Here is a 23671-nt window from a genome sequence, read left to right on the forward strand (position 1 = left end):
ACAAGTGCATGACGCGGCTGCCGGCCGGTGCTACAGCCGTGCCGAGGACACATTACCATGAACGCCGCCGCTTCCGTCGCCATGCCCGATATGACCGATCTCCGCGCCGCTCTCGGCCAGCGCGCGATCGTGCTCGTCGGCATGATGGGTTCCGGCAAGAGCTCGGTCGGTCGCCGGCTGGCTGGGCGCCTCGGCCTGCCCTTCGTCGATGCCGATACCGAGATCGAGACGGCCGCGCATATGACGATCCCCGAGATCTTCGCGCAGCGCGGCGAGGCGGAGTTCCGCGAGGGCGAGCGCCGCGTCATCAGCCGCGTGCTGACGACCCGCGCCCCGCTCGTGCTGGCAACCGGCGGCGGCGCCTTCATGAATGCCGAGACGCGCGAGCGCGTGAAGGAACTCGGCATCTCGGTCTGGCTCAAGGCCGAGCCCGACGTTCTGATGCGCCGCGTCCGCAAGCGCTCCAACCGCCCGCTGCTCCAGACCGCCGATCCCGAGGCGACGCTGCGCCGGATGCTGGCCGAGCGCGAGCCGGTCTATGCGCTGGCCGATATCACCATCCTGTCGAGCGACGAGCCTCACGAAGTCGTGGTCGGCGAAACCATCGCCGCATTGGACGACTATCTGAGGCTGGCAGCCGGAGCGACAGCATCATGAACGCCACCATCTCCGACAAGACCGGCGCCCGCATCGTCGTCCCCGTGGCGCTCGAAGGCCGCGGCTACGACATCCATATCGGCCGCCACCAGCTCTGCGAGGCCGCCGCCCTGATCGCCGCCTTCGCGCCCGGCGCCAAGGCCGCGCTCGTCACCGACGACAGCGTGGCCGCGCTGCATGGCGCAGCCTTCGAGACCTGCCTGCAGCAGGAAGGCATCACGGCGACCCGCATCACCATCCCGCCGGGCGAGGCCTCCAAGTCCTATGCCCAGTTCGCCGCGCTCTGCGACGCACTGCTCGCGGCGAAGATCGAACGCAACGACCTCGTCATCGCCTTCGGCGGCGGCGTCGTCGGCGACCTCACCGGCTTCGCGGCGGCCGTGCTCCGGCGCGGCGTGCGCTTCGTGCAGGTGCCGACCACCCTGCTCGCCCAGGTCGATTCCTCGGTCGGCGGCAAGACCGGCATCAACTCGCCGCATGGCAAGAACCTGATCGGCGCCTTCCACCAGCCGGCGCTGGTCATTGCCGACACCGCGCTGCTCGACACGCTGAGCGAGCGCGAATTCAAGGCCGGCTATGCCGAGGTCGTGAAATACGGGCTGATCGACGATCCCGCCTTCTTCGACTGGTGCGAGGCGAACTGGAACCGCGTCATCGCCGGCGGCCCCGAGCGTGACCATGCCGTCGCCGTCTCCTGCCGGGCCAAGGCCGCGATCGTCGCCCGCGACGAGCGTGAGGAGGGCGACCGTGCCCTGCTCAATCTCGGCCACACCTTCGCCCATGCGTTGGAGCGCCTGACGAACTACGACTCCGCCCGCCTCGTTCATGGCGAGGCCGTCGCGATCGGCCTGGCGCTGGCTTTCCGCTTCTCGCAGCGTCTCGATCTCTGCTCGGGACAGGATGCGGGCCGCGTGTCCCGCCATCTCGACCATGTCGGCCTGCCCAGCCGCCTGCAGCAGGTGCCGGGCGGGGCCGGCAGCGCCGAGGAGATCGTCAACGCGATGGCGCAGGATAAGAAGGTCAAGCGCGGCGTGCTCACCTTCATTCTCGCCCGCGGCATCGGCAAGAGCTTCATCGCGCCGGGCGTCGCGGCCGAGGAAGTTCGGGCTTTCATCGAGGCCGAGCTCGTAGCCTGAGCGGGATCAGGCGAGGCCGATCTTTGCCAGGAAATCCGTCGCGCGATAGCCGGGCTCCACGCCTTTCACGAGCATCGTGACGCCGCGCGAATTCTCAGTCCGCAGCGGCATGATCGCGCGATAGGCCGGCGAGTCGTACCAGGCGCGCGCCCGCTCGATATCGGGAAAGGCGATGACGACAAGGTCGCCCGGCCACGGCCCCTCGACGATCTCCGGCGTCATGCCATGGATCAGGAAGCGGCCATCAAAGGGCTCGAGCGTCGCGTCGATGCGCGCGATGTAGTCGATGATCTCGGCGCCGAGACGGACGTCCTGCAGATGGGCGATGGCATAGGCGGTCATGATTCTCTCCTGCGAAGGGCGGCCGGAAGGCCATCCGTTGCGAAGGACCATCACGTGTGCGGCGAATGAATTCGATTACCACCGGGGTAATCAGACGATGATCACGGGCTGAAGACCAGCACGAGGAAGACGAAGAACACCGCCAGGTGCACCGCACCCTCCAGCATGGTGGTGCGCGTGCCGGTGAAGGTCAGAGTCGAAAGCAGCAGCGTCATCGCCGCGATCACCATATTGGTCGCCGACAGGCCGAGCACGACCGGCTGCCCGGTGAAGACACCGATCAGCAGCACGGCCGGCACGGTCATGCCCAGCGTCGAGGCAGCGGCACCCAGGCAGAGATTGACCGCGCGCTGGAGCTGGTTCGAGGTGATCGCCCTGAGCGCCGCGATGCATTCCGGCGTGAAGACCACCATCGCGATCAGGATGCCGCCGAGCGCGGCCGGCGCACCGAGCTTGGCGATGCCGAAATCCAGAACGGCCGCGAGGCCCTTCGACAGGATGACGATTGGCAGGATATTGGCGAGCAGCAGCCCCACATGCGGCAGCACCTCCCGCACCGAGGATGGCGAAACCGGCTCGCCATCCGCGTCCACGGCGACAACCGGCTTGCCGTCCTCGTCCGGCTCGCGGAAGAACATGCTGTGCCGGCCGGTCTGCAGCGCGAGGAAGGCGCCGTAGAGCGCCACCGTGAAGATCGAGAAGGCGACCGCCTGGAAAGGGGTCAGCGTGCCGTCCGGCGTCGAGGTCGTGAAATTCGGCAGGAAGAGCGGGATCACCGTCAGCGGGATGATCACGGCGAGGTAGGACGACGCGCCCTTGAGGTTGTAGCGCTGCTGGAAATGCCTCAAGCCTCCGATCAGCAGGCCGATGCCGACGACGCCGTTCAGCACGATCATCAGCACGGCGAACATCGTATCGCGGCCGAGCGTCGGCGCGCCCTTGGCGCCGAGCATGACGGCGCCGACCAGCGCCACCTCGATGATGACGATCGAGAGCGTCAGGATCAGCGTGCCATAGGGCTCGCCCAGCCTCTCGGCCAGGTCCTCCGCCTCATGCACCACGCCGAAGGACGACCAGATGATGACGCCGAGCAGCCAGAGGAAGACCAGAAGCGACGGCAATGGCGCGCCGAGCTGACCGAGCAAGGTGTCGCCGAACAGGAGGAAGGCGGCAACCGAGGCCCAGGCACAGGCAAGGCGGAGGATCATCATCGTTCGTCGTCACTCGGGATCGCGGGCGGGAAAGGCTCCTGCCCAATAAGCGGGAAAGGCGACAGCGGCGCAACGCCTGATCGCCCCCGCAATCCCGAAAAACGTCGCTCGTCAGCCCGGAAGGATCTTCTGCGCCAGCGGGCTCGGCGTGTCATCGGCCGGCGCCGCCGGCTTGTCGCTGACGAGGTACTGCGCCCGCGCCAGCGCGGCGAAGCGCCCGCCCTTGGCGACGAGCTCGTCGAAGGTGCCCATCTCCTCGACCTGCCCCTGCTCGAAGACCAGGATGCGGTCGGCGTTGCGGATGGTCGCGAGCCGGTGCGCGATGACGAAGGTGGTGCGGCCCTTCATCACTTCTTCCAGCGCCTTCTGCAGCTTGACCTCGGTCGCGGCGTCGAGCGCGGAGGTCGCCTCGTCGAGGATCAGCACCGGCGGGTTCTTGAGCAGCGCCCGCGCGATCGAGAAGCGCTGGCGTTCGCCGCCGGAGAGCGTGCGGCCGCGCTCGCCGACCAGCGTGTCGAGCCCGTCCGTCTGGCGCGCCATCACCTCGGCGGCCTGGGCGCGTTCCAGCGCCTGCATCATCTCGGCATCGGTGGCGTCCGGCTTGCCGACGAGCAGGTTCTCGCGGATCGAGCGGGCGAACAGCATCGGCTCCTGGAAGACGACGCCGATATTGCGCCGGAGCGAGAGCAGCGAGATCTCGCGGATATCGGTGCCATCGACGGTGATCCGCCCCGATTGCGGATCGAAGGCACGGTGCAGCAAGCCGAGCGTCGTCGACTTGCCCGAGCCCGTCGAGCCGACGACGGCGATGGTCTCGCCGGGCTTCACGGTGAAGGAGACGTCGCGCACGGCGGCGCGCTTGCCGTCATAGGAGAAGGAGACGTCCTCGAAAGCGACCGCGCCTTCGAGGCGGCCGGGATCCTTGGCGTTGGGCAGGTCGCGCACGCTCGGCAGCGTGTCCAGAACCTCGAAGAACTCCCGCATCTTCGGCGCCTGCATGAAGATGAAATTCACGAAGCCGACGATCTGCTCGAGGCGCCCGACCAGCATCGTGGCGAAACCCATGAAGGTGACGATCTCGCCGACCGTCGTCTGGCCGTGCATCAGGAGCCAGGTGCCGACGATGAAGATCAGCAGCACCGTCAGCGTCGCCGAGGCGCGCGTCGCGACATTGGCGACCGCCCACCAGGACAGCACCGGCAGTTGCGCCGCCAACACATTGGCGATGGTGGTGCGCAGGCCGCGCACCTCGGCCTCGATGCGGGTGAAGCTCTGGATCACCGGCACGTTGCCGAGCGCGTCCGAGGCCCGTTCGGCGAGATTCGAGTGATAGGTCTCGACATTGCTCTGCAGGCGGTCGGTCTTGCGCAGCACATAGGCCGTCAGCGAGCCGAACAGCACCACGAGCGCGACCAGCAGTAGCCCGAGCTGCCAGTTCTTCCAGATCGTGAAGGGCAGGAGCACGAACAGTGCGACGGCCGAGGCGCAATGCTCGCGGAAGAAGGACAGCCACAGCCCCCACATCGCATTGGTACCGTCGAGCATGATCTTGAGCACGCGGCCGGAATGGGTCTGGCTGTGATAGGCGAGCGGCAGCGACAGCGCGTGCTCGAAATAGCGGGCCATCACCATCAGGCGCGCACGATGGGCGAGTCGGTCGGCATGCAGCGCAACGAAGACGCCCAGCGCGATATTGGTCAGGCCGAAGCCGACCCAGGCGACGATCAGCAGGTTGATGCTGGCCCAGGTCAGTGCCCCGCCCGAGGCCTGGATCGTGGTCAACCGATCGATCAGCGCGCCGAACAGCATCGGCTCGGCGAAGGCGACGGCCGCCAGAACGATATTGGCCAGCGCCAGAATGACGCCCAACCGCCTTTCCGGGCCGAGTTCACCGAGGACGCGGGCATAGAGCGAGAACAGAGACATCGCGTGGAGCTTAGACCATCGGACGGAAAGAGGGGCACCACTTTTCGGACAAATCCGATGGCCGGGCAAGGAGCCCCATGCTTGTCATTCCGGGGCGCGCCAAAGGCGCGAACCCGGAACCCACGGCTGGGTGAGACATGTAATGCTTGGGTTACGGAGGGCTCGCCCGGTCGTGGGTTCCGGGTTCTTCGCTACGCGAAGCCCCGGAATGACAATGGTGGTGCCGGCCACGAACGATCCATCGTTCGTCCACGCAGCCTAGGAGCGGAGCGCCTCCGCCAAAGCCTCCGGCGTCACCTCGGCCATCGCCATCTGCAATTTGTAGGCACGGGTCTTTTCGCCCGGCTTCATCACCAGGATGACCGTCTCATTACCCGGACAGGCGGGATCGGCGCAGATGATCTCGTTGACGGCGATCGCCGCCGTCTCGGGCAGACCGAGCAGCTCCCGCACTTGCCCCTTCAGTCGTTCGGCAAGAGCCTTGGCTTCGGCCTTCGCATCGCCGCCCTTGCGGGTATCGGGTTTGCCGAAGAGGCCGAAGCGCATGGTGCTCAACCCGGCAGGACGAGCACGCCGGCCGCGCCATCCTCGGCGCCAAAGGCGAGTCGCTTGCCGGCCTTGTCCCAGGCGAAGGCACTGATGCCGCTGCCCCGCAGAGCCGGCCGCACCAGCAATTCGGAACCATCGGTCAGCCGGACCATCAGGATGCAGCCATCGTCATAGCCGATCGCCAGCACCAGCGCGCCCGGATGGAAGGCGACCCGGGTGACGCGGGCATGGCGCACGCCGCATTCGCGCGGCGCCTTGCCCTGCGGCCCGTCGCCCTGGAACGGCCAGACGATCGCGCCATCGGCCCCGCTGGACGCAAGCCAGAGCCCGTCATGCGACCAGGACAGCGAGCGCGGCTTGGCGGGATAGCCGGTCATCCGCATATGGCCGGGTTTGTCGCCGAGCTTCCAGCCATGCAACGCGTTCTCCTGCATCGAGGAGACGACGAAGCGCCCGTCCGGCGACCACGCCACGTCGAGATGCGAGCCCTTCCATTCGAGGAATTCCGGCTTCGCCTCAGTATTGGGATACCAGAGCGAGACGCCGTTCATCTGGGCGATGGCGAGGCGATAGCCCTTCGGCGCGAAGACGAGCCCCTGCGGCGTGCTCGCCGCCTCCAGCGTGCGGATGCGGCCCTTCTCGTCGCGGGCCTGCACGGTTTTGCCGGTATTCCAGGCGAGGTTACCAGAGGGCGACAGCGTGATCGCATCGATCCAGCGACGCTTCTGGTCCTTGGCCAGCTCCTCTGGCTCACCTTCGAAGCGGGTCGCGACGACGCGTCCGTCATCGCCGCCGGTGATCAGGCGTTCGCCATCGCCGGTCGCGCAGAGGATGCCGCCGGCATGGGCCTCGACACTGTCGACGAGGGCACCGTCGCGCCAGCGCAGCACACGCCCATCGGCGAGCGCGAGCACAAGCCCCTGCTTCAGCCAGTGGGTCGCGACGACATGCGTCTCGGCGGCGATCGGGGTGACATGCTCGCGCAGCGAGACGGGTGGGGTCATCGTCGTCATGGCCGGGGTCTAACGCAGCTCGCGTTCCGTGAAAACCACGATGTCATCCTGGGCGACCGAAGGGAGACCCGGGATCCATGCCGGAACCCGTCCGATGAAGGCTCCGGCATAGATCCCGGATCGGCGCCGCTCACGCGGCTTGTCCGGGATGACCGCGTTTGGAGGATAAAATCCTCAGGCCGCGCAGGCTTCAAACCCCTTGCGCAATTCGTTCTCGTTAAGATCGCGCCCGATGAAGACGAGGCGGCTCTCGCGGGTCTCGCCATCCTTCCAGTCGCGCTGCAGATCGCCGTCGAGGATCATATGCACGCCCTGGAAGACGAAGCGGCGCGGCTCGCCCTTGAAGGCCAGGATGCCCTTGGAACGCAGGATGTTCGGGCCCTGAATCTGGGTGAGGTCGTTGATCCACGGCATGAACTTCTCGGGATCGACATCGCCCGGCACGGTCAGCGAGATCGAGCGCACATCCTCGGCATGGTGATGATGATGCCCGGCCTCGAGGAAATCCGGCTCGATATCGAGGATGCGATCGAGATCGAAGGCGTTGCGGTCAAGCAGCGCGGCAATGTCGACATTGGCGCGCTCGGCCTTGTGCAGCTTGGCATAGGGGTTGATGGCGCGGATCGCGGCCTCGACATCGGCCAGTTCCTCGGCGTTGACCAGGTCGGTCTTGTTGAGGACGATGACGTCGGCGAAGGCGATCTGGTTCTTCGCCTCCGGCGCGTCCTTCAAACGATCCTTCAGCCACTTGGCGTCGGTGACCGTCACGACTGCGTCGAGGCGGGTGGCGTCGCCGACATCCTGATCGACGAAGAAGGTCTGGGCGACCGGCGCGGGATCGGCGAGGCCGGTGGTCTCGACGATGATCGCGTCGAACTTGCCCTTGCGCTTCATCAGGCCGTCGAGGATGCGGATCAGGTCGCCGCGCACGGTGCAGCAGATACAGCCGTTGTTCATCTCGAAGATTTCCTCGTCGGCCCCGACGATGAGGTCGCCATCGATGCCGGCCTCGCCGAATTCGTTGACGATCACGGCGAATTTCTTGCCGTGGTCTTCGGTCAGGATGCGGTTGAGGAGCGTGGTCTTGCCGGCGCCCAGATAGCCGGTGAGCACCGTGACGGGGATTTTCTCGGACATGGCTTGACCTGTTCGGTATTCAGCAACGGGTTCTCACCCGGACCGGAAACAAATCCGCAACCGTCATCCCGGCCGAAGCGCCGGGATCCATCATAGAGCGACGCCCTTAGATGGATCCCGGATCGGCGCCGCTTGCGCGGCTCGTCCAGAATGACGGCGTGGTTCCTGCGGATTTGTCTCTCAGGCCGGGCCGGCGGCGAGCGCCTTTTCGATCTCGCTTATATTGTGCTTCATCATCCGGATGTAAGTCCCCGCCGGCTCGCTCTCGGCCGAGAGCGCATCCGAATAGAGCCGGCCGCCAACCTTGGCCCCACTTTCACGCGCGATCTGCTCGACGAGGCGCGGATTGGTGACGTTTTCGAGGAAGACGGCCGGGATCTTCTGCGCCTTCACCTGCCGAATGATGCGGGCGACGTCCCTGGCGGAGGCCTCGGCTTCGGTCGAGACGCCCTGCGGCGCCACGAATGCGATGCCGTAGGCCTTCACGAAATAGCTGAAGGCGTCATGGGTGGCGATCGCCTTGCGTCGCTGCGCCGGAATGCGGGCGACCGCCGCCTTCACCTCGCCTTCAAGCTTGTCGAGCTCGGCGAGATAGGCCGTGGCATTGGCCTCGTAGCTCGCCTTGCCCGCCGGATCGGCCGCGCTCAGCGCATCCTTGATATTCGCGACATAGATCTTCGCATTGGCGACGCTCTGCCAAGCGTGGGGGTCGTCATGGCCATGAGCATGCGCATGGCCGCCCTTGCCCTTCTCGTCATGATCGTCACCGGCTTCGAGTGGGGTGATGCCCTTTGTCGCCGTCGCCATGGTCGCCTTGGTGCCGGACGACTTCACGAGGCGCGGCAGCCAGCCCTCGAAATGCAGACCGTTGACGAGGACGAGCCTGGCGGCGGCCATGGCCTTCGCATCGGCCGGCGTCGGGGAATAGACATGCGCGTCGCCGTCAGGGCCGACCAGCGTGGTCACGCTGACGCGGTCGCCGCCGACCTGCCGGGCGAAATCGCCGAGGATCGAGAAGCTCGCCACCACCGGCAGCTTCTCCTGCGCGAAAGCACCGAACGGCGCGGTGACTGCGGCAAGCCCGAAAGCAAGGCCGGCAACGAGGGCGCGACGGGTGGGCATGGGCGACTCCAAAAAATGTAACGATATAACGTTTCTATCTCTGGAGGTGGGCGCGAGGCAAGAGGCGTCGCGCAAGCCCATCCTGCGAGCCGAACAGGAGCGAGCCGATATAGATCGCTCCCGCGGCGAGGATGATCGACGGCCCCGCCGGCAGGCTCGACCCGGCCGCATAGGATGTCACGAGCCCGGCATAGCCGGAAACCATGCCGAAACCGGCTGCGAGCAGCAGCAGGCGCGTGATGTCGGCCGTCCAGAAGCGCGCGGCCGCTGCCGGCAGCATCATCATGCCGACGGCGAGCAAAGTTCCGAGCGCATGGAAGCCAGCGACGAGATTGAGCACGACGAGCGCGAGGAATGTCAGGTGAACGAAGCCGCCGGAGCGGCTGACCGAGCGCAGGAAGCCGGGATCGACGCATTCCAGCACCAGCGGCCGATAGAGCGCCGCCAGCGACAGCAGCGACACGGTCGCAACGCCCGCGAGCAGGATCAGCACCTGATCGTCGAGCGCCAGCACATTGCCGAACAGCACATGCAGCAGGTCGATCGCCGAGCCCCTGAGCGAGACGATGGTGACGCCGAGCGCCAGCGAGATCAGGTAGAAGGCCGCAAGCGAAGCGTCCTCCTTGAGCACCGTCGCGCGCGCCACGGCCCCGGCCGCGAGCGCCACCGCGAAGCCGGCGGCAAGCCCGCCGATCGTCATCGCCGGCAGGGAGAAGCCCGCGACGAGATAGCCCAGCGCCGCACCGGGCAGGATCGCATGCGCCATGGCGTCGCCGGTCAGGCTCATCCGCCTGAGCATCAGGAACACGCCGATCGGCGCACCTGAGACAGACAACGCCACCACGCCGACGAGGGCGCGGCGCATGAAATCGAATTCGGCGAAGGGGCCGATGAAGAGGTCGTAGAGCATCGGCTTGGCTTGGCTGGACGGATCAGGCGGCGTCGCGCTGGCAGGGAACGGCGTGGCTGTCGAAGGCTTCGACCATGCGCCGCGCCTTCAGCAGGTTCTCCGGCGTCAGCACGGTCGCGGTTTCGCCCCAGGCCACAGCCTCGCGCGCCAGCAGGAGCGTCTGCGGAAAAGCCTGCCTGACCGTCTCGATATCGTGCAGCACGGCGACGACGGTACGGCTCTCGCCATGCCAACGCCGGACCAGTTCGAGCAGATCGGCGGTGGTGCGCGCATCGATCGCGGTGAAGGGCTCGTCGAGCAGGATCACGTCGGCATCCTGCAGCAGGAGCCGCGCGAACAGGGCCCGCTGCATCTGCCCGCCGGACAACGTGCCGATCGGCCGGCGCTCGAAACCGGTCAGGCCGACGGCTGCAATGGCATGCTCGATCTTGTGGGCCGCACTCGCACCGATCCGACCGAAGATGCCGGCGCGATTCCACAGGCCCATGGCGACGAGATCGTAGACATGGATCGGGAAGGAGCGGTCGAGATCAGCCGATTGCGGGAGATAGGCGAGCTGCTTGCCCTTGGCGAGCGCAACACCTCCCGACAGAGGCGCCAGCGCCCCGGCGATGCCCTTGAGCAGGGTCGACTTGCCGGCGCCATTCGGCCCGACGATGGCGGTCAGGCTCCCGGCCTCGATCTCGCCGGAGAGGTGATGCACCGCCGGGTGGCGGTCATAACCCAACGTCAGGTCGGTCAGGCGAATGGCGGACATCAACGCAAACTCACAGGATCACGGCCAGCGTCGCCAGCCAGAGCAGGGCGACGACGGCAGCGGCCAATCCCACGCGCGTTCCCGCCGACAGACGCAAGAGCGACCACCCCGGAGCTTCCGAGGCGGCGCGATGCGAATGGTGGGCGTGCGCGTGAGCCATGAGAAACGATATAATGTTACGATCGCGCCGGAGCAAGCGCGATTCGGCGTCTGTCCCGGCCGCCGGCAGACTGATGACCTGCCCACGCCCTTGTCATTCCGGGGCGCGCCATAGGCGCGAACCCGGAACCCACGACTGGGCGAGCGGCTGACAACGGGGCATCGAATGTCTTACCCGGTCGTGGGTTCCGGGTTCTTCGCTGCGCGAAGCCCCGGAATGACAAAAGTGGTTCATCCAAGAGCCGCCGGCGACGAACCCGCTCAGAACGGCAGATACTGATAGAGCCAGGTCTCGGTCAGCACGGTATCGCCGGCCTTGAGATAGCAGCGCATCTCGACCGGCTCGCTGCCGCCGACGGTGAGATCGAACTGGGCGCGCCAATGACCGGGCACATCGTCCGGCATGGCCTCCGCGAAGATATAGGAGAAGCTGCCGCGCGAGGTCGAAAGCACCACCTCGGGCTTCACGCCGAAGGGGACAGCCTCCAGCGCCGGTCCCAGAAACTCGACCATGAACTTGCGCACGCCGCGCGGCCGCGCGGTCCCGGGCTGGCCGCCATTGCCCAGCCGCGTGGCGACGACCCGGCCGAGCTGCGTCGGGAAAGGCTCGTCGGCGAGCCAATGCAGCGTGTAGCGGAAATTATAGGCGTTGCCGGCCTTGGCCGGCGCCTCCGGAACCCACATCGCGACGATGTTGTCGTGGATCTCGTCATCGGTCGGAATCTCGATGAGCTGCACCGAGCCCCTGCCCCATTGCCCGTCGGTTTCGACCCAGAGACTGGGGCGCCGCTCGTAATGCACGCCGTCGAGATAGTGCCCGGTCTCGCGGTCACGCTGCATCAGACCGAAGCCGCGCGGATCGCTGTCGACGAAGGCCGAGGCCATCGTGTGCGAGGGATTGTTGAGGGGACGCCAGGCGCGCTCGCCCGGCCCCGTCCAGAGCGCGAGCCCATCGGAATCATGGACTTCGGGGCGCCAGTCGATCGCGGTCTGCTTCGCCGTCTCGGAATACCAGAACATCGAGGTCAGCGGCGCGATGCCGAGCCGCGTCACGTCCTTGCGCAGATGCAGCGCGGTCTCGATCTCCATGGTCACGCCCTTGCCGCGATGCATGCGGAAGCGATAGGCGCCGGCCAGGCTCGGCCCGGAGAGCAGCGCATAGATGACGACATGCTCGGCGCCCGCCTGCGGCGTCTCCAGCCAGATATGGGTGAAGTCCGGGAATTCCTCGAGCTTGCCGGAAACCGCCGGGTCGATCGCGACGCCGCGCGCCGACAGGCCGTACTGATACAGCTCGCCGATGGCCCGGAAATAGGAGGTACCGAGGAAGGCGACCCAGTCGTTCGTCTTCCAGTCGAGTGCCTCGCCGTTGCGGCCGGGATGGCCGCTGCGGCTCTCCTGCAGGCGGAAGCCGGCGAAGCCCGCCCCGGCCGGCAGGTCGCGGGCCGGGGAGTTGGCCGGCATCTCGAAATAACTGGCGTCGTAGACGATCTCGCGCGCCTTACCGCCCTCGACGACATGCATCCTGACCGGCTTCTGGAAGAAGCGGCCGAGATGGAAGAAGGTCACCGGCCAAGGCGAGGGTCCGTCCGCCCAGAGCGCCGCTTCCGGCTTGAACCGGATCTTGCCATGGGCGTCGTAGTCGATCCGCTGCATCGCCTCGGGCCGCGGACTCGGCGGCGCCTGATAAGGCTTCGCCGCCATCTCCTTCGCCCGCGCCTTCAACGCCTCGAAGGTGAAATCACTGGCATCGCCGAGCTTCAGCCCCTGCTGCGCCAGAGCGTCCGGCGCGAAGCCGAGCGCGACGAGCGTCGCCGTCGCGCCCGCACCTGCGAGAAGAGTTCGTCGGTCGAGGCGAGGCCCCTGGCTGCTACCCTGCTCGGCACGGTCGTGCATGTCGTTCCTGATCGCTCGTTGCTCGGAGGCGCGGCCGGCCCTGCTCATCGACAGGGACCGCCGCGCGAAACCGGAGATAGGCAGCCAATCATGGCGAAACCAGTCCGCTCCTTCGGCTAAAGGCGAAGGACCGCCTTTCGTCGAATGCTTTCCCTTTCGGATTCGACATGCTCTAAAAACCCGATCAACCGGCCGGATGAGCCGGAGCGACCCTAAGGGAGACGTCATGAAAGTACTGTTCCGCAACCGCCGCCTTGCCGGTCTTGCCGCCGCAGCCCTGATCGCCGCCGCCCCCGCCACCGCCCGGGCGCAGGAATTCATCAACGTCCTCACCGGCGGCACTTCGGGCGTCTACTATCCGCTCGGCGTCGCGCTCTCGAAGATCTATGGCGAGAAGATCCAGAATGTCCGCCCGACCGTGCAGGCCACCAAGGCTTCGGTCGAGAACCTCCAGCTGCTGCAGCAGGGCAAGGGCGAGATCGCCTTCACGCTCGGCGATTCGCTCGATGCCGCCTGGAAGGGCGATGAGGAAGCCGGCTTCAAGGCGCCGCTGAAGAAGCTGCGCGGCATCACCGCGATCTATCCGAACTACATCCAGATCGTCGCCTCGAAGGATAGCGGCATCAAGACGCTGGCCGATCTCAAGGGCAAGCGCCTCTCAGTCGGCGCCCCGAAATCCGGCACCGAGCTCAATGCCCGCGCCATCCTCACCGCCGCCGGACTGTCCTACAAGGACCTCGGCAAGATCGAGTACCTGCCCTTCGCCGAGTCGGTCGAGCTGATGAAGAACCGCCAGCTCGACGCCACCCTGCAATCGGCCGGGCTGGGCGTCGCCTCTCTGCGCGACCTCGCGACCTCCGTCGAGATCACCGTCGTCGAGGTGCCCGCCGCCGTCGTCGACAAGGCCGGCCCGCCCTTCGTCAAGGTCTCGATCCCCGCCAACACCTATACCGGACAGACGGCCGCCGTGCCGGCCGCCGCGGTGGTCAACTACCTCGCGACCCATGAGGGCATGAAGGAGGAGACCGTCTACCAGATGACCAAGGCGGTCTATGACAACCTGGGCGAGCTCGGCGCCGCCCATGCCGCCGCCCGCTCGATCAAGCTGGAGAACGCGCTGGAAGGCATGCCCCTGCCGCTGCATCCGGGCGCAGCGCGCTACTTCAAGGAAAAGGGCCTGAAGGTCGGTTCCTGAACCGTCTCTTCCCTCCGCCATGACGGGCGAGGCCGGCCTGACCGGCCTCGCCCTTTTCCATACCGGCACGGCCGGCATGAGCCCAGGGGCACAGCAGCATGAGCCGCGACGAAACCAGACCGCTTGCAGAACAGGGCCTCGCGGGCGCGTCCGCGCCGGCGGCTGCGCCCTATGATCCCGAGCACGGCCTGCCGGCCACGTTCGGAACCGGCTGGAAGGGCCGCCTGCTGTTCTGGCTGGCCGTCGCCTTCTCGGCCTTCCAGGTCGTCACTGCCTTCGGCATCCCGCTCGATTTCCGGCTGATCGGCTCCGTCGCCTGGCTGACGCCGATCACGCTGATCCGCGTCGCGTTCGTGCTCTGGTTCGCCTGGATCGTGCTCGGGCTGGTGCGCGGGCGCCCGGTGCTCGAAGCCGCCATCGCATTCCTCGCGCTTCTCGGCGCGTTCGAGCTCGTCTCGCTCTATACCGGCACGCTGCCGAACCAGGTGCTGCGGACTGTCCATGTCGGCTTCCTGGCGCTGATCGCCTGCGGGCTCCTGGCCAATGCCGACGAGACCGCGCCGCCGGCGCGCGCCTTCTGGTGGGCGGTCGGCATCATCGGCTTCAGCGTCGGGCTCTATCACTGGTGGAACTACATGGAGCTGGTGAACCGTGCCGGCGAGCTCACCGATGCCGACATGGTCGTCGGCATCGCCGCGCTCGCGGTCCTGTTCCTGCTGGTCTGGCGGGCGATGGGCATCGCCCTGCCGCTCGTCGCCGGCACGTTCCTGGCCTATTGCCTGTTCGGCCGCTATCTGCCGGCGCCGTTCGACCATCGTGGCTACAGCCTGGAGCAGGTGATCGAGCAGATGTCCTTCGGCACCGAAGGCCTCTACGCCACGCCGACGGCGGTCTCGGCCACCTTCATCTTCCTGTTCATCCTGTTCGGCGCCTTCATGGAGCGCGCCGGCGTCATCGACTTCTTCAACGACATCTCGATGGCGGTGTTCGGCGGCAAGCAGGGCGGGCCCGGCAAGGTCTGCGTCGCTTCGTCGGCGCTGATGGGCACCGTCTCGGGCTCCGGCGTCGCCAATGTCGTGGCCTCCGGCCAGTTCACCATTCCCCTGATGAAGCGCTCGGGCTTCAACGGCGCCTTCGCCGGCGGCGTCGAGGCGACCTCCTCCATGGGTGGCCAGATCATGCCCCCGGTCATGGGCGCCGTCGCCTTCATCATGGCCGAGACCATCGACGTCCCCTATTCCAAGATCGTCGAGGCCGCGATCATCCCGGCTCTCCTCTATTTCGCCGCCTGCTACTGGGCCGTGCATCTGGAAGCCGGCAAGCTCGGCCTCACCGGCCTGCCGAAATCGGAGCTGCCGAGCGCGCGCGCCGAGTTGCGCAAGAACTGGTACCTGATCGCGCCGCTCCTGGTGCTGGTCTATCTCCTGTTCGCGGGCTTCACGCCGCTCTTCGCCGGCGCGATCGGCCTTGCTCTCACCGTCGCGCTCATCCTGGCGCTGGCGATCTCCGCCGGACTCGCGACACCAGCTCTGCGGATCGTCTTCTGGGTCGGCTTCGCGCTGATCTCGGCGGCGTCGATGTCGATCAGCGTCGCGACCGTGCTCGGCGTCGTCCTGCTCCTCGTCATCTGGAACGTGCTGCGCAGCCGCTCCGGGCGCGAGGTGCTGAACGCCTGCATCGAGGCCTTGGCCGACGGCGCCCGCCAGGCGCTGCCGGTCGGTCTCGCCTGCGCGCTGGTCGGTATCGTCATCGGCACGATGACGCTGACCGGCATCGGCACGATCTTCGGCTCCTGGCTGATCGGCATCGGCAAGGAGAGCATGTTCCTGGCGCTCGTCCTGACGATGATCTTCAGCCTGATCCTCGGCATGGGCATCCCGACGATCCCGAACTACATCATCACCTCCTCGCTCGCCGCACCCATCCTGCTGCAGCTCGACGTGCCGCTGATCGTCAGCCACATGTTCGTCTTCTATTTCGGCATCATGGCGGACCTGACGCCGCCGGTGGCGCTGGCGGCCTTCGCGGCGGCGCCGATGGCCAAGGTCTCAGGCATGAAGATCGGCGTCCAGGCGGTGAAGATCGCGCTGCCCGGCTTCGTCGTGCCCTATATGGCGGTCTACGATCCCACGCTGATGCTGCAACCGGTCGCGGGCCTGACGGGCTCCAGCTACTGGCTCGCCGTCGTCTATATCGTCGTCAAGGCAACGCTCGCCATGCTGCTCTGGGGCATGGCCTTCGTCGGCCAGTTCCTGCGTCCCTTGTCGATGTGGGAGCGGATTCTGGCGGCGGTCGGCGCCGGCTTCCTCGTCGCGGCGGTGCCGCTGACCGACGAGATCGGCTTCGCCATCGCAGCGGTGATGATCGGCCAGCATTTCTGGCGTATTCGCGCCGCGAAGATCGCCGCATGAGTCTCTGCCTCGCGGCCGGCGCGCTCGTGGTGGCGCTCGGCCAAGGCGAGATCACGCTGGGCTGGCGCCATTCGGTGCAGAAGACGCTGTGGGAAGAGGTCTGGCGGGAAACACCCGCCGGGCTCGAGATCATCGAAGCCCGGATCGAAGGTTCGGGCGCCGGCATGGACCCGCCCGACGGCGCGAGGCTGATCGGCGGCTTCTGGCGCTGGCATCCGGCCTTGCCGCCGCTCAAGGAAGTGGTGATGCGGCGCTCGGGCGCGACCGCCGACTGGCGCATCTGCACGGCATCAGGCTGCCGCCCGATGGGCGACTATCTCCCGGCAGATGCCGACCCGGTCACGTTGAAGATCTGCAATTGATGGAGAAGGCCGCCGGCCTCAATCGACCTCGGTGAGATGCTCGATCTTGAGCATGCGGCGCATCAGGTTGATCAGCCCGTAGCCGGCGAAGACCGAGAAGATCGCCATCATGATGTATTCGAAGATGGTGCCGAGCTCGAACAGGCCGGCCAGGGCCCAGCCGGCCGCCAGCGCCACGCCGAAGAGCTCGACGGCAATCAGGATCCCGAACGAGGTGACCATGATCAGGTTGCGCCAGTTGGTGTGCCGTCCGGCCATGCTGTCCTTCCTTCGCGCGTGGGCCACGTTGCGCGGCCATGCGCCCCACGCACCTAGCGGAGCTTGCCGCCCCATGCAACAAATTCGCGCCCTTCGTGCAGATGGGCACGATCTCCGCGCTTGAAAAGTCCCGATGCTGGATACGCCTGTCTTCGCTTCCGCCGCCGTGGCGGCCCCCCATCGCCTCGCCTCCGAGGCGGGCCGGGCCATTCTGGCCGAAGGCGGCAATGCGATCGAGGCCATGGTCGCGATGGCAGCGACGATCGCCGTGGTCTACCCGCATACGAATGGCATCGGCGGCGACGGCTTCTGGCTGGTGCACGAACCCGGCGGCCGCCTGCACGGCATCGAAGCCTGCGGCCCGGCAGGCGCTCTCGCGACGATCGAGCGCTATCGCGGCAAGGGCTATGACATCCTGCCCGCACACGGACCGGAAGCGGCGCTCACCGTCGCGGGGGTCGTCGCGGGCTGGCGGCTCGCCCTTGAACTGTCACGCGCCCTTGGCGGCCGCATGCCGCGGCGCGAATTGCTGACCGATGCGATCGGCCATTGCCGGGAAGGCTATGCGATTTCGGATTCCGAGCGTCGCAAACGGCCCGACGAGCTGGAGGCCTTGAAAGCCGCACCCGGTTTCGCCTCCAGTTTCTGGATCGATGGCGATCCGCCCAAGCCCGGCGCCCGCCGCAGGCCTGAGCCTCTCGGCGCTGCGCTGGAGCAACTCGCCCATGCCGGGCTCGACGACTTCTACCGCGGCGATATCGCCCGCGAGATCGCCGCCGATCTCGAGCGCATCGGCGCGCCTGTCACCCGCACCGATCTCGAACGCTATAACGCGCGTTCGGTCGCGCCGCTCACGCTGAAGCTCCCCGGCCTCACCGTTGCCAACCTGCCGCCACCGACGCAGGGACTGGCCTCGCTGCTGATCCTCGGCATCGTCGAACGGCTGGAAGAGTCGCGGCTCGACAGTTTCGAGCATCATCACGGGCTGATCGAGGCGACAAAACGCGCCTTCGCCATCCGCGACCGCTATATCGCCGACCCCACCCATCTTTCCCGCCCGCCCGCCGAATTCCTGAGCGACGCCGCGCTGATGCGCGAGGCAACCGCGATCGACGGGAAACGGGCGGCAAAACTCCCGCTGCGCGAGGCCGATGACGATGGCGCCGCCGTCTGGATGGGTGCGATCGACGGCAAGGGCCTCGCCGTCTCCTATGTCCAGTCGAACGGCCGGGCCTATGGCTCGGGCTGCGTCCTGCCCGCGACCGGCATCCACTGGCAGAGCCGCGGCGCCTCCTTCTCGCTGGACCGGGATGCGGTCAATCCGCTGGCGCCCGGCCGCAAGCCCTTCCACAGGCTGAACCCGGCCCTCGCCCGCTTCGATGACGACCGCATCGTGCCCTATGGAGCAGCGGGCGGCGATGGCCAGCCGCAATTCCAGGCGCAGATCCTGTCGCGCTATCGCGCCGGCCAGAATCTCGCAACGGCGGTCGACGCGCCGCGCTGGCTCTTCGGCAAGACCTGGGGCACCGGCTCGACCAGCCTCACATGCGAGAACCGCTTCGACCCCTCGCTGCTGGAGCGGCTCGATGCCGCCGGGCACCCGGTCGAGGAGAGCGGCCGTGCCTATTGCGAGGGCTTCGGCCATGCCGGCATGCTGGTGAAGCACGCCAAGGGCCAGGTCGAGGCCGTGCATGATCCACGTTCCGACGGCGATTCCAGGGGGATCTGACGCCAGATGACTTTCGACGATCCGTTCCGCTGCTTCCTCCCCTATCCCGACGCGCCCGTGAAGCACGCCGTCGCCGGCCCGCTCGCCGGTTTGACGCTGGCGGTGAAGGATCTCTTCGACATCAAGGGCTACCCGACCGGGGCCGGCTCGCCGCTGGTGCTGGCGCAGTCCGGCATCAAGACCAAGACAGCGCCGATCGTGAAGGACCTGCTCCAGGCCGGCGCCCGCTTCGTCGGCAAGACCCATACCGACGAGCTCGCCTTCTCGCTCAACGGCCAGAACGCGCATTTCGGCTCGCCGATTAACCCGGCCGCGCCGGATCGCATCACCGGCGGCTCCTCCTGCGGCTCGATGGCGGCGGTGGCAGGGCGCCTTGCCGATATCGCATTGGGCTCCGACACCGGCGGCTCGGTGCGCGCGCCGGCAAGCTATGGCGGCCTTTTCGGCATCCGGCCGAGCCATGGCCGGCTCTCGCTGAAGCGGACCTGGCCGCTGGCGGAAAGCCTGGACACGCCCGGCTGGTTTGCCCGCGACGGCGACATCTTCGCCCGCGTCGCCAATGTCCTGTTCGGCCCGGACAAGACCGAACTCCCGGAAACCCCGCGCCTCCTGATGGCCGACGACATGTTTGCCCAGGCCGTACCCGAGGCGGAGACGATCCTGCGTAATGTCGTGCAACGCACGGCCACCACGCTCGGCCAGCCCGAGGGCGTCAAGCTCGTTCGCGATCTCGACGCTCTGTATTGGGCCTTCCGCTGGATCCAGGGCCGCGAAGCCTGGCTGTCCGACGGGCCGATGATCGAGCGCTTCAACCCGCCGCTCGGGCCGGGCGTGAAGGAGCGCTTCGCCTTCTCGAAGGCGGTGACCGACGCCGAATACGCCAGGGGCGAGTCCACGCGAAAATCCTTGCGCACCAAGCTCTCGCGCCTGCTCGGACAGGACGGCGTGCTGATCCTGCCGACCATGCCCGACGTCGCTCCGCTGATCGCGGCGAAGGAGTCCGAGCTGGAGGATTTCCGCAACCGGGCACTGCGCCTGCTCTGCCTCGCAGGGCTCTCCGGCTTCCCGCAGGTCACGATTCCCGTCGCGCAGCGCGAGGGCGCTCCGCTCGGCCTGTCGCTGATCGGGCCGAAGGGTTCCGACCGCTCGCTCGTCGCCTTCGCGGTGCGCTATGAGCGCGCCGCCCGCATCCGGATCGCCTGAGAGGAGACCGCCATGAGCGGACATCACCACCACGATCACGACCACCATCACGACAACCACTTCACCGCGATCGAAGCGCGGGTGAAGGCGCTGGAAACGCTGATGGTCCAGAAGGGTTATGTCGATCCCGCCGCGCTCGACGCGATCATCGACACCTATGAGACGAAGATCGGTCCGCGCGACGGCGCCCGCATCGTCGCCAAGGCCTGGACCGACCCGGCCTTCGCCGAGCGGCTGAAGGCGGACGGCACCGCGGCGGTCGCCGAAATCGGCTATGGCGGGCGCGGCGGCGAGCATATCGTCGCCTGCTTCAATACGCCCGAGCAGCACAATCTCATCGTCTGCACGCTCTGCTCCTGCTATCCGTGGCCGGTGCTGGGGCTGCCCCCGGTCTGGTACAAATCCCCGCCCTATCGCGCCAAGGCGGTGATCGACCCGCGCGGTACCATTGCCGATTTCGGCGTGACGCTGCCGGAGAGCCAGCGCGTCCGCGTCTGGGACTCGACCGCCGAGACCCGCTTCATCGTCATCCCGATGCGGCCTGCCGGCACCGAGGGCTGGAGCGAGGAAAAACTGGCCAGCATCGTCTCGCGCGATTCGATGATCGGCACCGGTTTGCCGAAGGTGGAGGACGCGGCATGAACAGCGCCCACGACCTCGGCGGCCAGATGGCCTTCGGCCCGGTCGTTCCCGAGCCGAACGAGCCGGTCTTTCACGGTGACTGGGAGAAGCGCGTGCTCGCGATCAATGTCGCGGCCGGCGCGATGGGCGCCTGGACCATCGACGAGATCCGCCATGCCCGCGAGAGCCTGCCGCCGGCCCAGTACCTCTCATCGACCTATTACGAGATCTGGCTCGCCGCGCTCGACAAGGTGCTGGTCAAGCACGGCTTCCTGAGCGCGGACGAACTCGCCAGCGGCAAGCCGGCGCCCGAACGCCGCGAGCCCAAGCGCGTGCTCAAGGGCGAGGAGGTCGCGGGCGTGCTGCGGCGCGGCTTCCCCTATGAGCGCGAGGCCAAAGCCCCGGCCCGCTTCGCCATCGGCGACAAGGTCCGCACCATCGTGATGCACCCGCAGCACCACACCCGCCTGCCGCGCTATGCCCGCGGCAAGACCGGCACGGTCGAGCGCATCGTCGGCTGCCACGTCTTCCCGGATACGGGTGCGCAGGGGCAGCCCGAGACGGCGCAATGGCTCTACACGGTGGTCTTCGACGGCCACGAGCTCTGGGGCCGCGATGCCGACCCGACCTCCACCGTCAGCATCGAAGCCTGGGAGAGCTATCTTGAGCCGGCCTGAGACCGATCTCGCGGCAGCGCTCGCCGCCGATACGCCGATCCCGCGCGACACCGAAGGCCCGATCTTCGCCGAGCCCTGGCAGGCGCAGGCCTTCGCGCTGGTTGTCGAACTCCAGAACAAGGGCGTCTTCACCGCCGATGAATGGGCGCAGGCGCTGGGCGCCGAGATCCGCGAGGCGCTCGCCGCCGGCGGCTGCAAGGACGGCTCGGATTATTACGAGCGCTGGTGCGAGGCGCTGGAGCACCTGCTGATCGCGAAGGGGCTGACCTCCCATGACGGCGTCGACGCGCTCGCCGCCTCCTGGGCACGCGCCGCCGAGGCGACGCCGCATGGCGAGCCGATCCTGCTGGAGAACGATCCGCTGCGGTAACCGCCAAGTGCGCGAGAACCTCTACCGTCATCCCGGGCTTGCCCCGGGATCCATCGGAGGGCTCGGCGCCCTACGATGGATCCCGGATCGGCGCGGCTACGCCGCTTGTCCGGGATGACGGCGTGCTTCCGTGCCAGGTTGGCGTGCGCTAGCTCCCCGCCCCGCCGATCCAGAGGCCGGTGAACAGCGCCGCACCGAGCACCGCGACGAAGGCGGCCGCCAGCAATTCAAGCCCGGCGATCCATCGCGCCGAGCGCAGGCTGCCGTCGCCGGCCAATTTCAGCGCCGCGAACTTGAAGAACACGGCGAAGGCCGCGAGCGCCCCGGTCGTGATCGCCGTCCCCAAGGCCATGGCGAAGGTCGCGGCGATGCCGGCCCAGAACAGGCCCTGCGCATTCGCGAAGACGAGGATGATCAGCGCCCCCGCGCAGGGCCGCGCACCGGCCGCGACGACGACCCCGGCCATGTCGCGCCAGCCGGCGAGCCGCGAGACCTGTTCGGCATCGGGCATATGGACATGGTCGCAGGCCGCCGGGTCATGCGCCCCGCCCGCTTCCAGTCGGACGAACGCGCCCGCCTTGCGCCAGAGCATCAGCAGGCCGACCAGCGCGACCAGCAGGAAGCTGCCCTGCTCGATCACGGTCGTCGCGGCATTCATCTGCATCGCGGTGACCCGCAGCAGCAGCGTCGCCACCGTCACGATCGCGATCGCGACCAACGCCTGCAGGAATGCGGCCGCGAAGCTGAGGCCTAGGCCCCGCTTCAGGCTGCGATTATCCGCGACGATATAGCCGGAGATGACCGCCTTGCCATGGCCGGGCCCGGCCGCATGGAAGACCCCGTAGCCGAAGGATAGCCCGAGCAAACCCCAGAGCGCAGCCGGAGCGGTCGCGATCGCCTTCAGCGTCGTCGTCAGCTCGCGGTAGAAGCTCGACTGCCAGGCGATCAGCACGGCACCGAAGCCCGTCGTGGACGGCAGCGCTTCGCGCGGCAAAGCCGTGCCGAAGGGATTGCGCGGTGGGGGCGGAGGCGGCGGGCTGACGCTCGCGATCAGGAACGCGATCAGCGCAACCACGCCACCGACCAGAACCAGCGCCAGGGCGCAGGCGATCAGGCGTCGCGACAGCGCGGCACCGGCCGGGCGTGCTGTCTCGGTCGCCGTCACGGACAGGCCACCAGCGCCCGCGTCACGATCTCGAGCCCGCTGACATCGGGCGTCGCGGTGATGTCGGCCTCGGCGAGGCGCTTCTGCGTGGCGTCATCGAGCTTGGGCGGACGGTTCACCCGCACGACGCAGCCCTGCGGCGCGCCCTTGGTCACGACCGCATCGGGCTCATCGATGATGCTGAAGGCGACGAAATAGGTGGGGTCACCGATCTCGATGCCGAAGGAGCGCGCCTTCGCCGGTGTCTTCAATGGCAACGTGAAGACCAGCGTCAGCACCTTGTTGTCATAGGACATGACCTGCTCGCCCGGCGTGCCGAATTCCTGCTTGCGGCCGTTGAGCTTGGCGGCGGTAAAGAACTCGACATCGGGCAGCGATTCGACATTGATCTTGGCGAGTTCGGCGAGCTCGTCCGAGGTCAGCTTGCCGTCGCCGTTCTTGTCGAGCCCTTGCGTGATATAGGCCGAATAGGCTTCGTCGAAGCTCCAGCGGTTCCGGATCGCCTGCACCGAGCCGTCGGGCGCAAAGACGATCTCAGCCTTGGCCGTGACGAAGACATGCGGATGCGCAGCCGCCGGCCCGGCCGCAAGGGCGGCCAGCAGGAGCCCCGACAGGGCCATGAGATGCGCGCGTCGCGTCAAAGGCGAACCCTCCGTGATCCCCGCAGGCTTTGCGTGGATCATGGTTAAGCGATCGTCAACGGGCACTTCGCCGCGTTCGATCACTGCGACAGCCATCCCCGCCAAACAGGGCCAAATCGCGGCGCCTCTCGCGTGGTGCGGACCGGCCACGCCCGCAAACTGCTGGACCCGGCCCCGAAAATTGGAATGATACCAGATCGATTGACCACCCTCGGTCGATATGT

General features: G+C 67.3%; 24 protein-coding genes. 10 read left to right on the forward strand and 14 right to left on the reverse strand.

The features are described from left to right. Positions 1-57 precede the first annotated feature (57 nt). Positions 58-657 (forward strand): shikimate kinase, encoded by a 600-nt coding sequence (locus ACODTJ_RS07970; protein WP_454654704.1) that lies wholly within the window; start codon positions 58-60, stop codon positions 655-657. Continuing rightward, positions 654-1793: a 3-dehydroquinate synthase gene (gene aroB / locus ACODTJ_RS07975; RefSeq protein ID WP_454654703.1), complete on the forward strand. Its 1140-nt coding sequence runs from the start codon at positions 654-656 to the stop codon at positions 1791-1793. Before ACODTJ_RS07970 ends, aroB begins: the two co-directional genes overlap by 4 nt. 6 nt (positions 1794-1799) lie before the next feature. On the opposite strand, the gene ACODTJ_RS07980 is transcribed toward aroB, so the two are convergent. The 11 genes from ACODTJ_RS07980 to ACODTJ_RS08030 form a co-directional block, all read right to left on the reverse strand. Next, a complete protein-coding gene (locus ACODTJ_RS07980) occupies positions 1800-2135 on the reverse strand; it encodes a DUF1330 domain-containing protein (RefSeq protein ID WP_454654702.1) in 336 nt (111 codons plus the stop codon). A 101-nt stretch (positions 2136-2236) separates the two neighbouring features. Beyond that, complete coding sequence (locus ACODTJ_RS07985) at positions 2237-3346, reverse strand: calcium:cation antiporter (protein WP_257733621.1); 1110 nt, start codon at positions 3344-3346, stop codon at positions 2237-2239. Positions 3347-3457: 111 nt separating this feature from the next. Continuing rightward, positions 3458-5272 (reverse strand): glucan ABC transporter ATP-binding protein/ permease, encoded by a 1815-nt coding sequence (locus ACODTJ_RS07990; RefSeq protein ID WP_454654700.1) that lies wholly within the window; start codon positions 5270-5272, stop codon positions 3458-3460. Between the two features lie 258 nt (positions 5273-5530). Then, positions 5531-5818, reverse strand: a complete 288-nt coding sequence (locus ACODTJ_RS07995; RefSeq protein WP_454654699.1) for a hypothetical protein — start codon at positions 5816-5818, stop codon at positions 5531-5533. Between the two features lie 5 nt (positions 5819-5823). Next, positions 5824-6834, reverse strand: coding sequence for a WD40 repeat domain-containing protein (locus ACODTJ_RS08000; protein ID WP_454654697.1), 1011 nt, complete (start codon positions 6832-6834; stop codon positions 5824-5826). A gap of 174 nt (positions 6835-7008) precedes the next feature. Next, positions 7009-7971 (reverse strand): CobW family GTP-binding protein, encoded by a 963-nt coding sequence (locus tag ACODTJ_RS08005; RefSeq protein WP_454654696.1) that lies wholly within the window; start codon positions 7969-7971, stop codon positions 7009-7011. A gap of 180 nt (positions 7972-8151) precedes the next feature. Continuing rightward, the gene (locus ACODTJ_RS08010) at positions 8152-9093 is read right to left on the reverse strand and encodes a metal ABC transporter substrate-binding protein (RefSeq protein ID WP_454654695.1); all 942 of its coding nucleotides are present in this window, start codon (positions 9091-9093) and stop codon (positions 8152-8154) included. A gap of 34 nt (positions 9094-9127) precedes the next feature. Continuing rightward, complete coding sequence (locus ACODTJ_RS08015) at positions 9128-10003, reverse strand: metal ABC transporter permease (protein ID WP_454654694.1); 876 nt, start codon at positions 10001-10003, stop codon at positions 9128-9130. 22 nt (positions 10004-10025) lie between these two features. Next, entirely contained in the window at positions 10026-10760 is a 735-nt protein-coding gene (gene aztA, locus ACODTJ_RS08020) for a zinc ABC transporter ATP-binding protein AztA (RefSeq protein ID WP_454654693.1), read from the reverse strand. Between the two features lie 10 nt (positions 10761-10770). Next, positions 10771-10920 (reverse strand): hypothetical protein, encoded by a 150-nt coding sequence (locus ACODTJ_RS08025; RefSeq protein ID WP_454654692.1) that lies wholly within the window; start codon positions 10918-10920, stop codon positions 10771-10773. A 260-nt stretch (positions 10921-11180) separates the two neighbouring features. After that, complete coding sequence (locus ACODTJ_RS08030) at positions 11181-12815, reverse strand: OpgD/OpgG family glucan biosynthesis protein (protein WP_454654690.1); 1635 nt, start codon at positions 12813-12815, stop codon at positions 11181-11183. A gap of 226 nt (positions 12816-13041) precedes the next feature. On the opposite strand from ACODTJ_RS08030, the gene ACODTJ_RS08035 reads away from it, so the two are divergent. The 3 genes from ACODTJ_RS08035 (at position 13042) to ACODTJ_RS08045 (ending at position 16783) form a co-directional block, all read left to right on the forward strand. Further along, positions 13042-14010, forward strand: a complete 969-nt coding sequence (locus tag ACODTJ_RS08035; protein ID WP_454654688.1) for a TAXI family TRAP transporter solute-binding subunit — start codon at positions 13042-13044, stop codon at positions 14008-14010. A gap of 98 nt (positions 14011-14108) precedes the next feature. Continuing rightward, on the forward strand, positions 14109-16421 hold the full coding sequence (locus ACODTJ_RS08040) for a TRAP transporter permease (protein ID WP_454654687.1): 2313 nt from the start codon (positions 14109-14111) through the stop codon (positions 16419-16421). After that, positions 16418-16783: a DUF1850 domain-containing protein gene (locus ACODTJ_RS08045; protein ID WP_454654686.1), complete on the forward strand. Its 366-nt coding sequence runs from the start codon at positions 16418-16420 to the stop codon at positions 16781-16783. The genes ACODTJ_RS08040 and ACODTJ_RS08045 overlap by 4 nt, the downstream gene beginning before the upstream one ends. A gap of 18 nt (positions 16784-16801) precedes the next feature. On the opposite strand, the gene ACODTJ_RS08050 is transcribed toward ACODTJ_RS08045, so the two are convergent. Further along, entirely contained in the window at positions 16802-17041 is a 240-nt protein-coding gene (locus ACODTJ_RS08050) for a hypothetical protein (protein ID WP_454654685.1), read from the reverse strand. A 133-nt stretch (positions 17042-17174) separates the two neighbouring features. Here ACODTJ_RS08050 and ACODTJ_RS08055 point away from each other — a divergent pair, with 133 nt between their 5' ends. The 5 genes from ACODTJ_RS08055 to ACODTJ_RS08075 are packed head-to-tail and all read left to right on the forward strand — an operon-like array spanning position 17175 to position 21641. Further along, on the forward strand, positions 17175-18770 hold the full coding sequence (locus ACODTJ_RS08055; protein WP_488848076.1) for a gamma-glutamyltransferase family protein: 1596 nt from the start codon (positions 17175-17177) through the stop codon (positions 18768-18770). 6 nt (positions 18771-18776) lie between these two features. Beyond that, positions 18777-19973, forward strand: a complete 1197-nt coding sequence (locus tag ACODTJ_RS08060) for an amidase (protein WP_454654683.1) — start codon at positions 18777-18779, stop codon at positions 19971-19973. 12 nt (positions 19974-19985) lie between these two features. Further along, positions 19986-20615 (forward strand): nitrile hydratase subunit alpha, encoded by a 630-nt coding sequence (gene nthA / locus ACODTJ_RS08065; protein ID WP_454654681.1) that lies wholly within the window; start codon positions 19986-19988, stop codon positions 20613-20615. Further along, entirely contained in the window at positions 20612-21271 is a 660-nt protein-coding gene (gene nthB / locus ACODTJ_RS08070) for a nitrile hydratase subunit beta (RefSeq protein WP_454654680.1), read from the forward strand. Before nthA ends, nthB begins: the two co-directional genes overlap by 4 nt. Next, on the forward strand, positions 21258-21641 hold the full coding sequence (locus ACODTJ_RS08075; RefSeq protein WP_454654679.1) for a nitrile hydratase accessory protein: 384 nt from the start codon (positions 21258-21260) through the stop codon (positions 21639-21641). Before nthB ends, ACODTJ_RS08075 begins: the two co-directional genes overlap by 14 nt. A gap of 148 nt (positions 21642-21789) precedes the next feature. Here the strand turns inward: ACODTJ_RS08075 and ACODTJ_RS08080 are convergent, their stop codons facing one another. Together ACODTJ_RS08080 and ACODTJ_RS08085 are read right to left on the reverse strand one after the other, a co-directional pair. Continuing rightward, positions 21790-22806 carry a nickel/cobalt transporter gene (locus tag ACODTJ_RS08080; RefSeq protein ID WP_454654678.1) on the reverse strand — a complete coding sequence of 339 codons (1017 nt, stop codon included), beginning with the start codon at positions 22804-22806 and terminating at the stop codon, positions 21790-21792. Next, positions 22803-23447: a DUF1007 family protein gene (locus ACODTJ_RS08085; protein WP_454654676.1), complete on the reverse strand. Its 645-nt coding sequence runs from the start codon at positions 23445-23447 to the stop codon at positions 22803-22805. The genes ACODTJ_RS08080 and ACODTJ_RS08085 overlap by 4 nt, the downstream gene beginning before the upstream one ends. Positions 23448-23671: the final 224 nt, after the last annotated feature.

It is taken from the genome of Allobosea sp. FG18, from assembly GCF_057809495.1.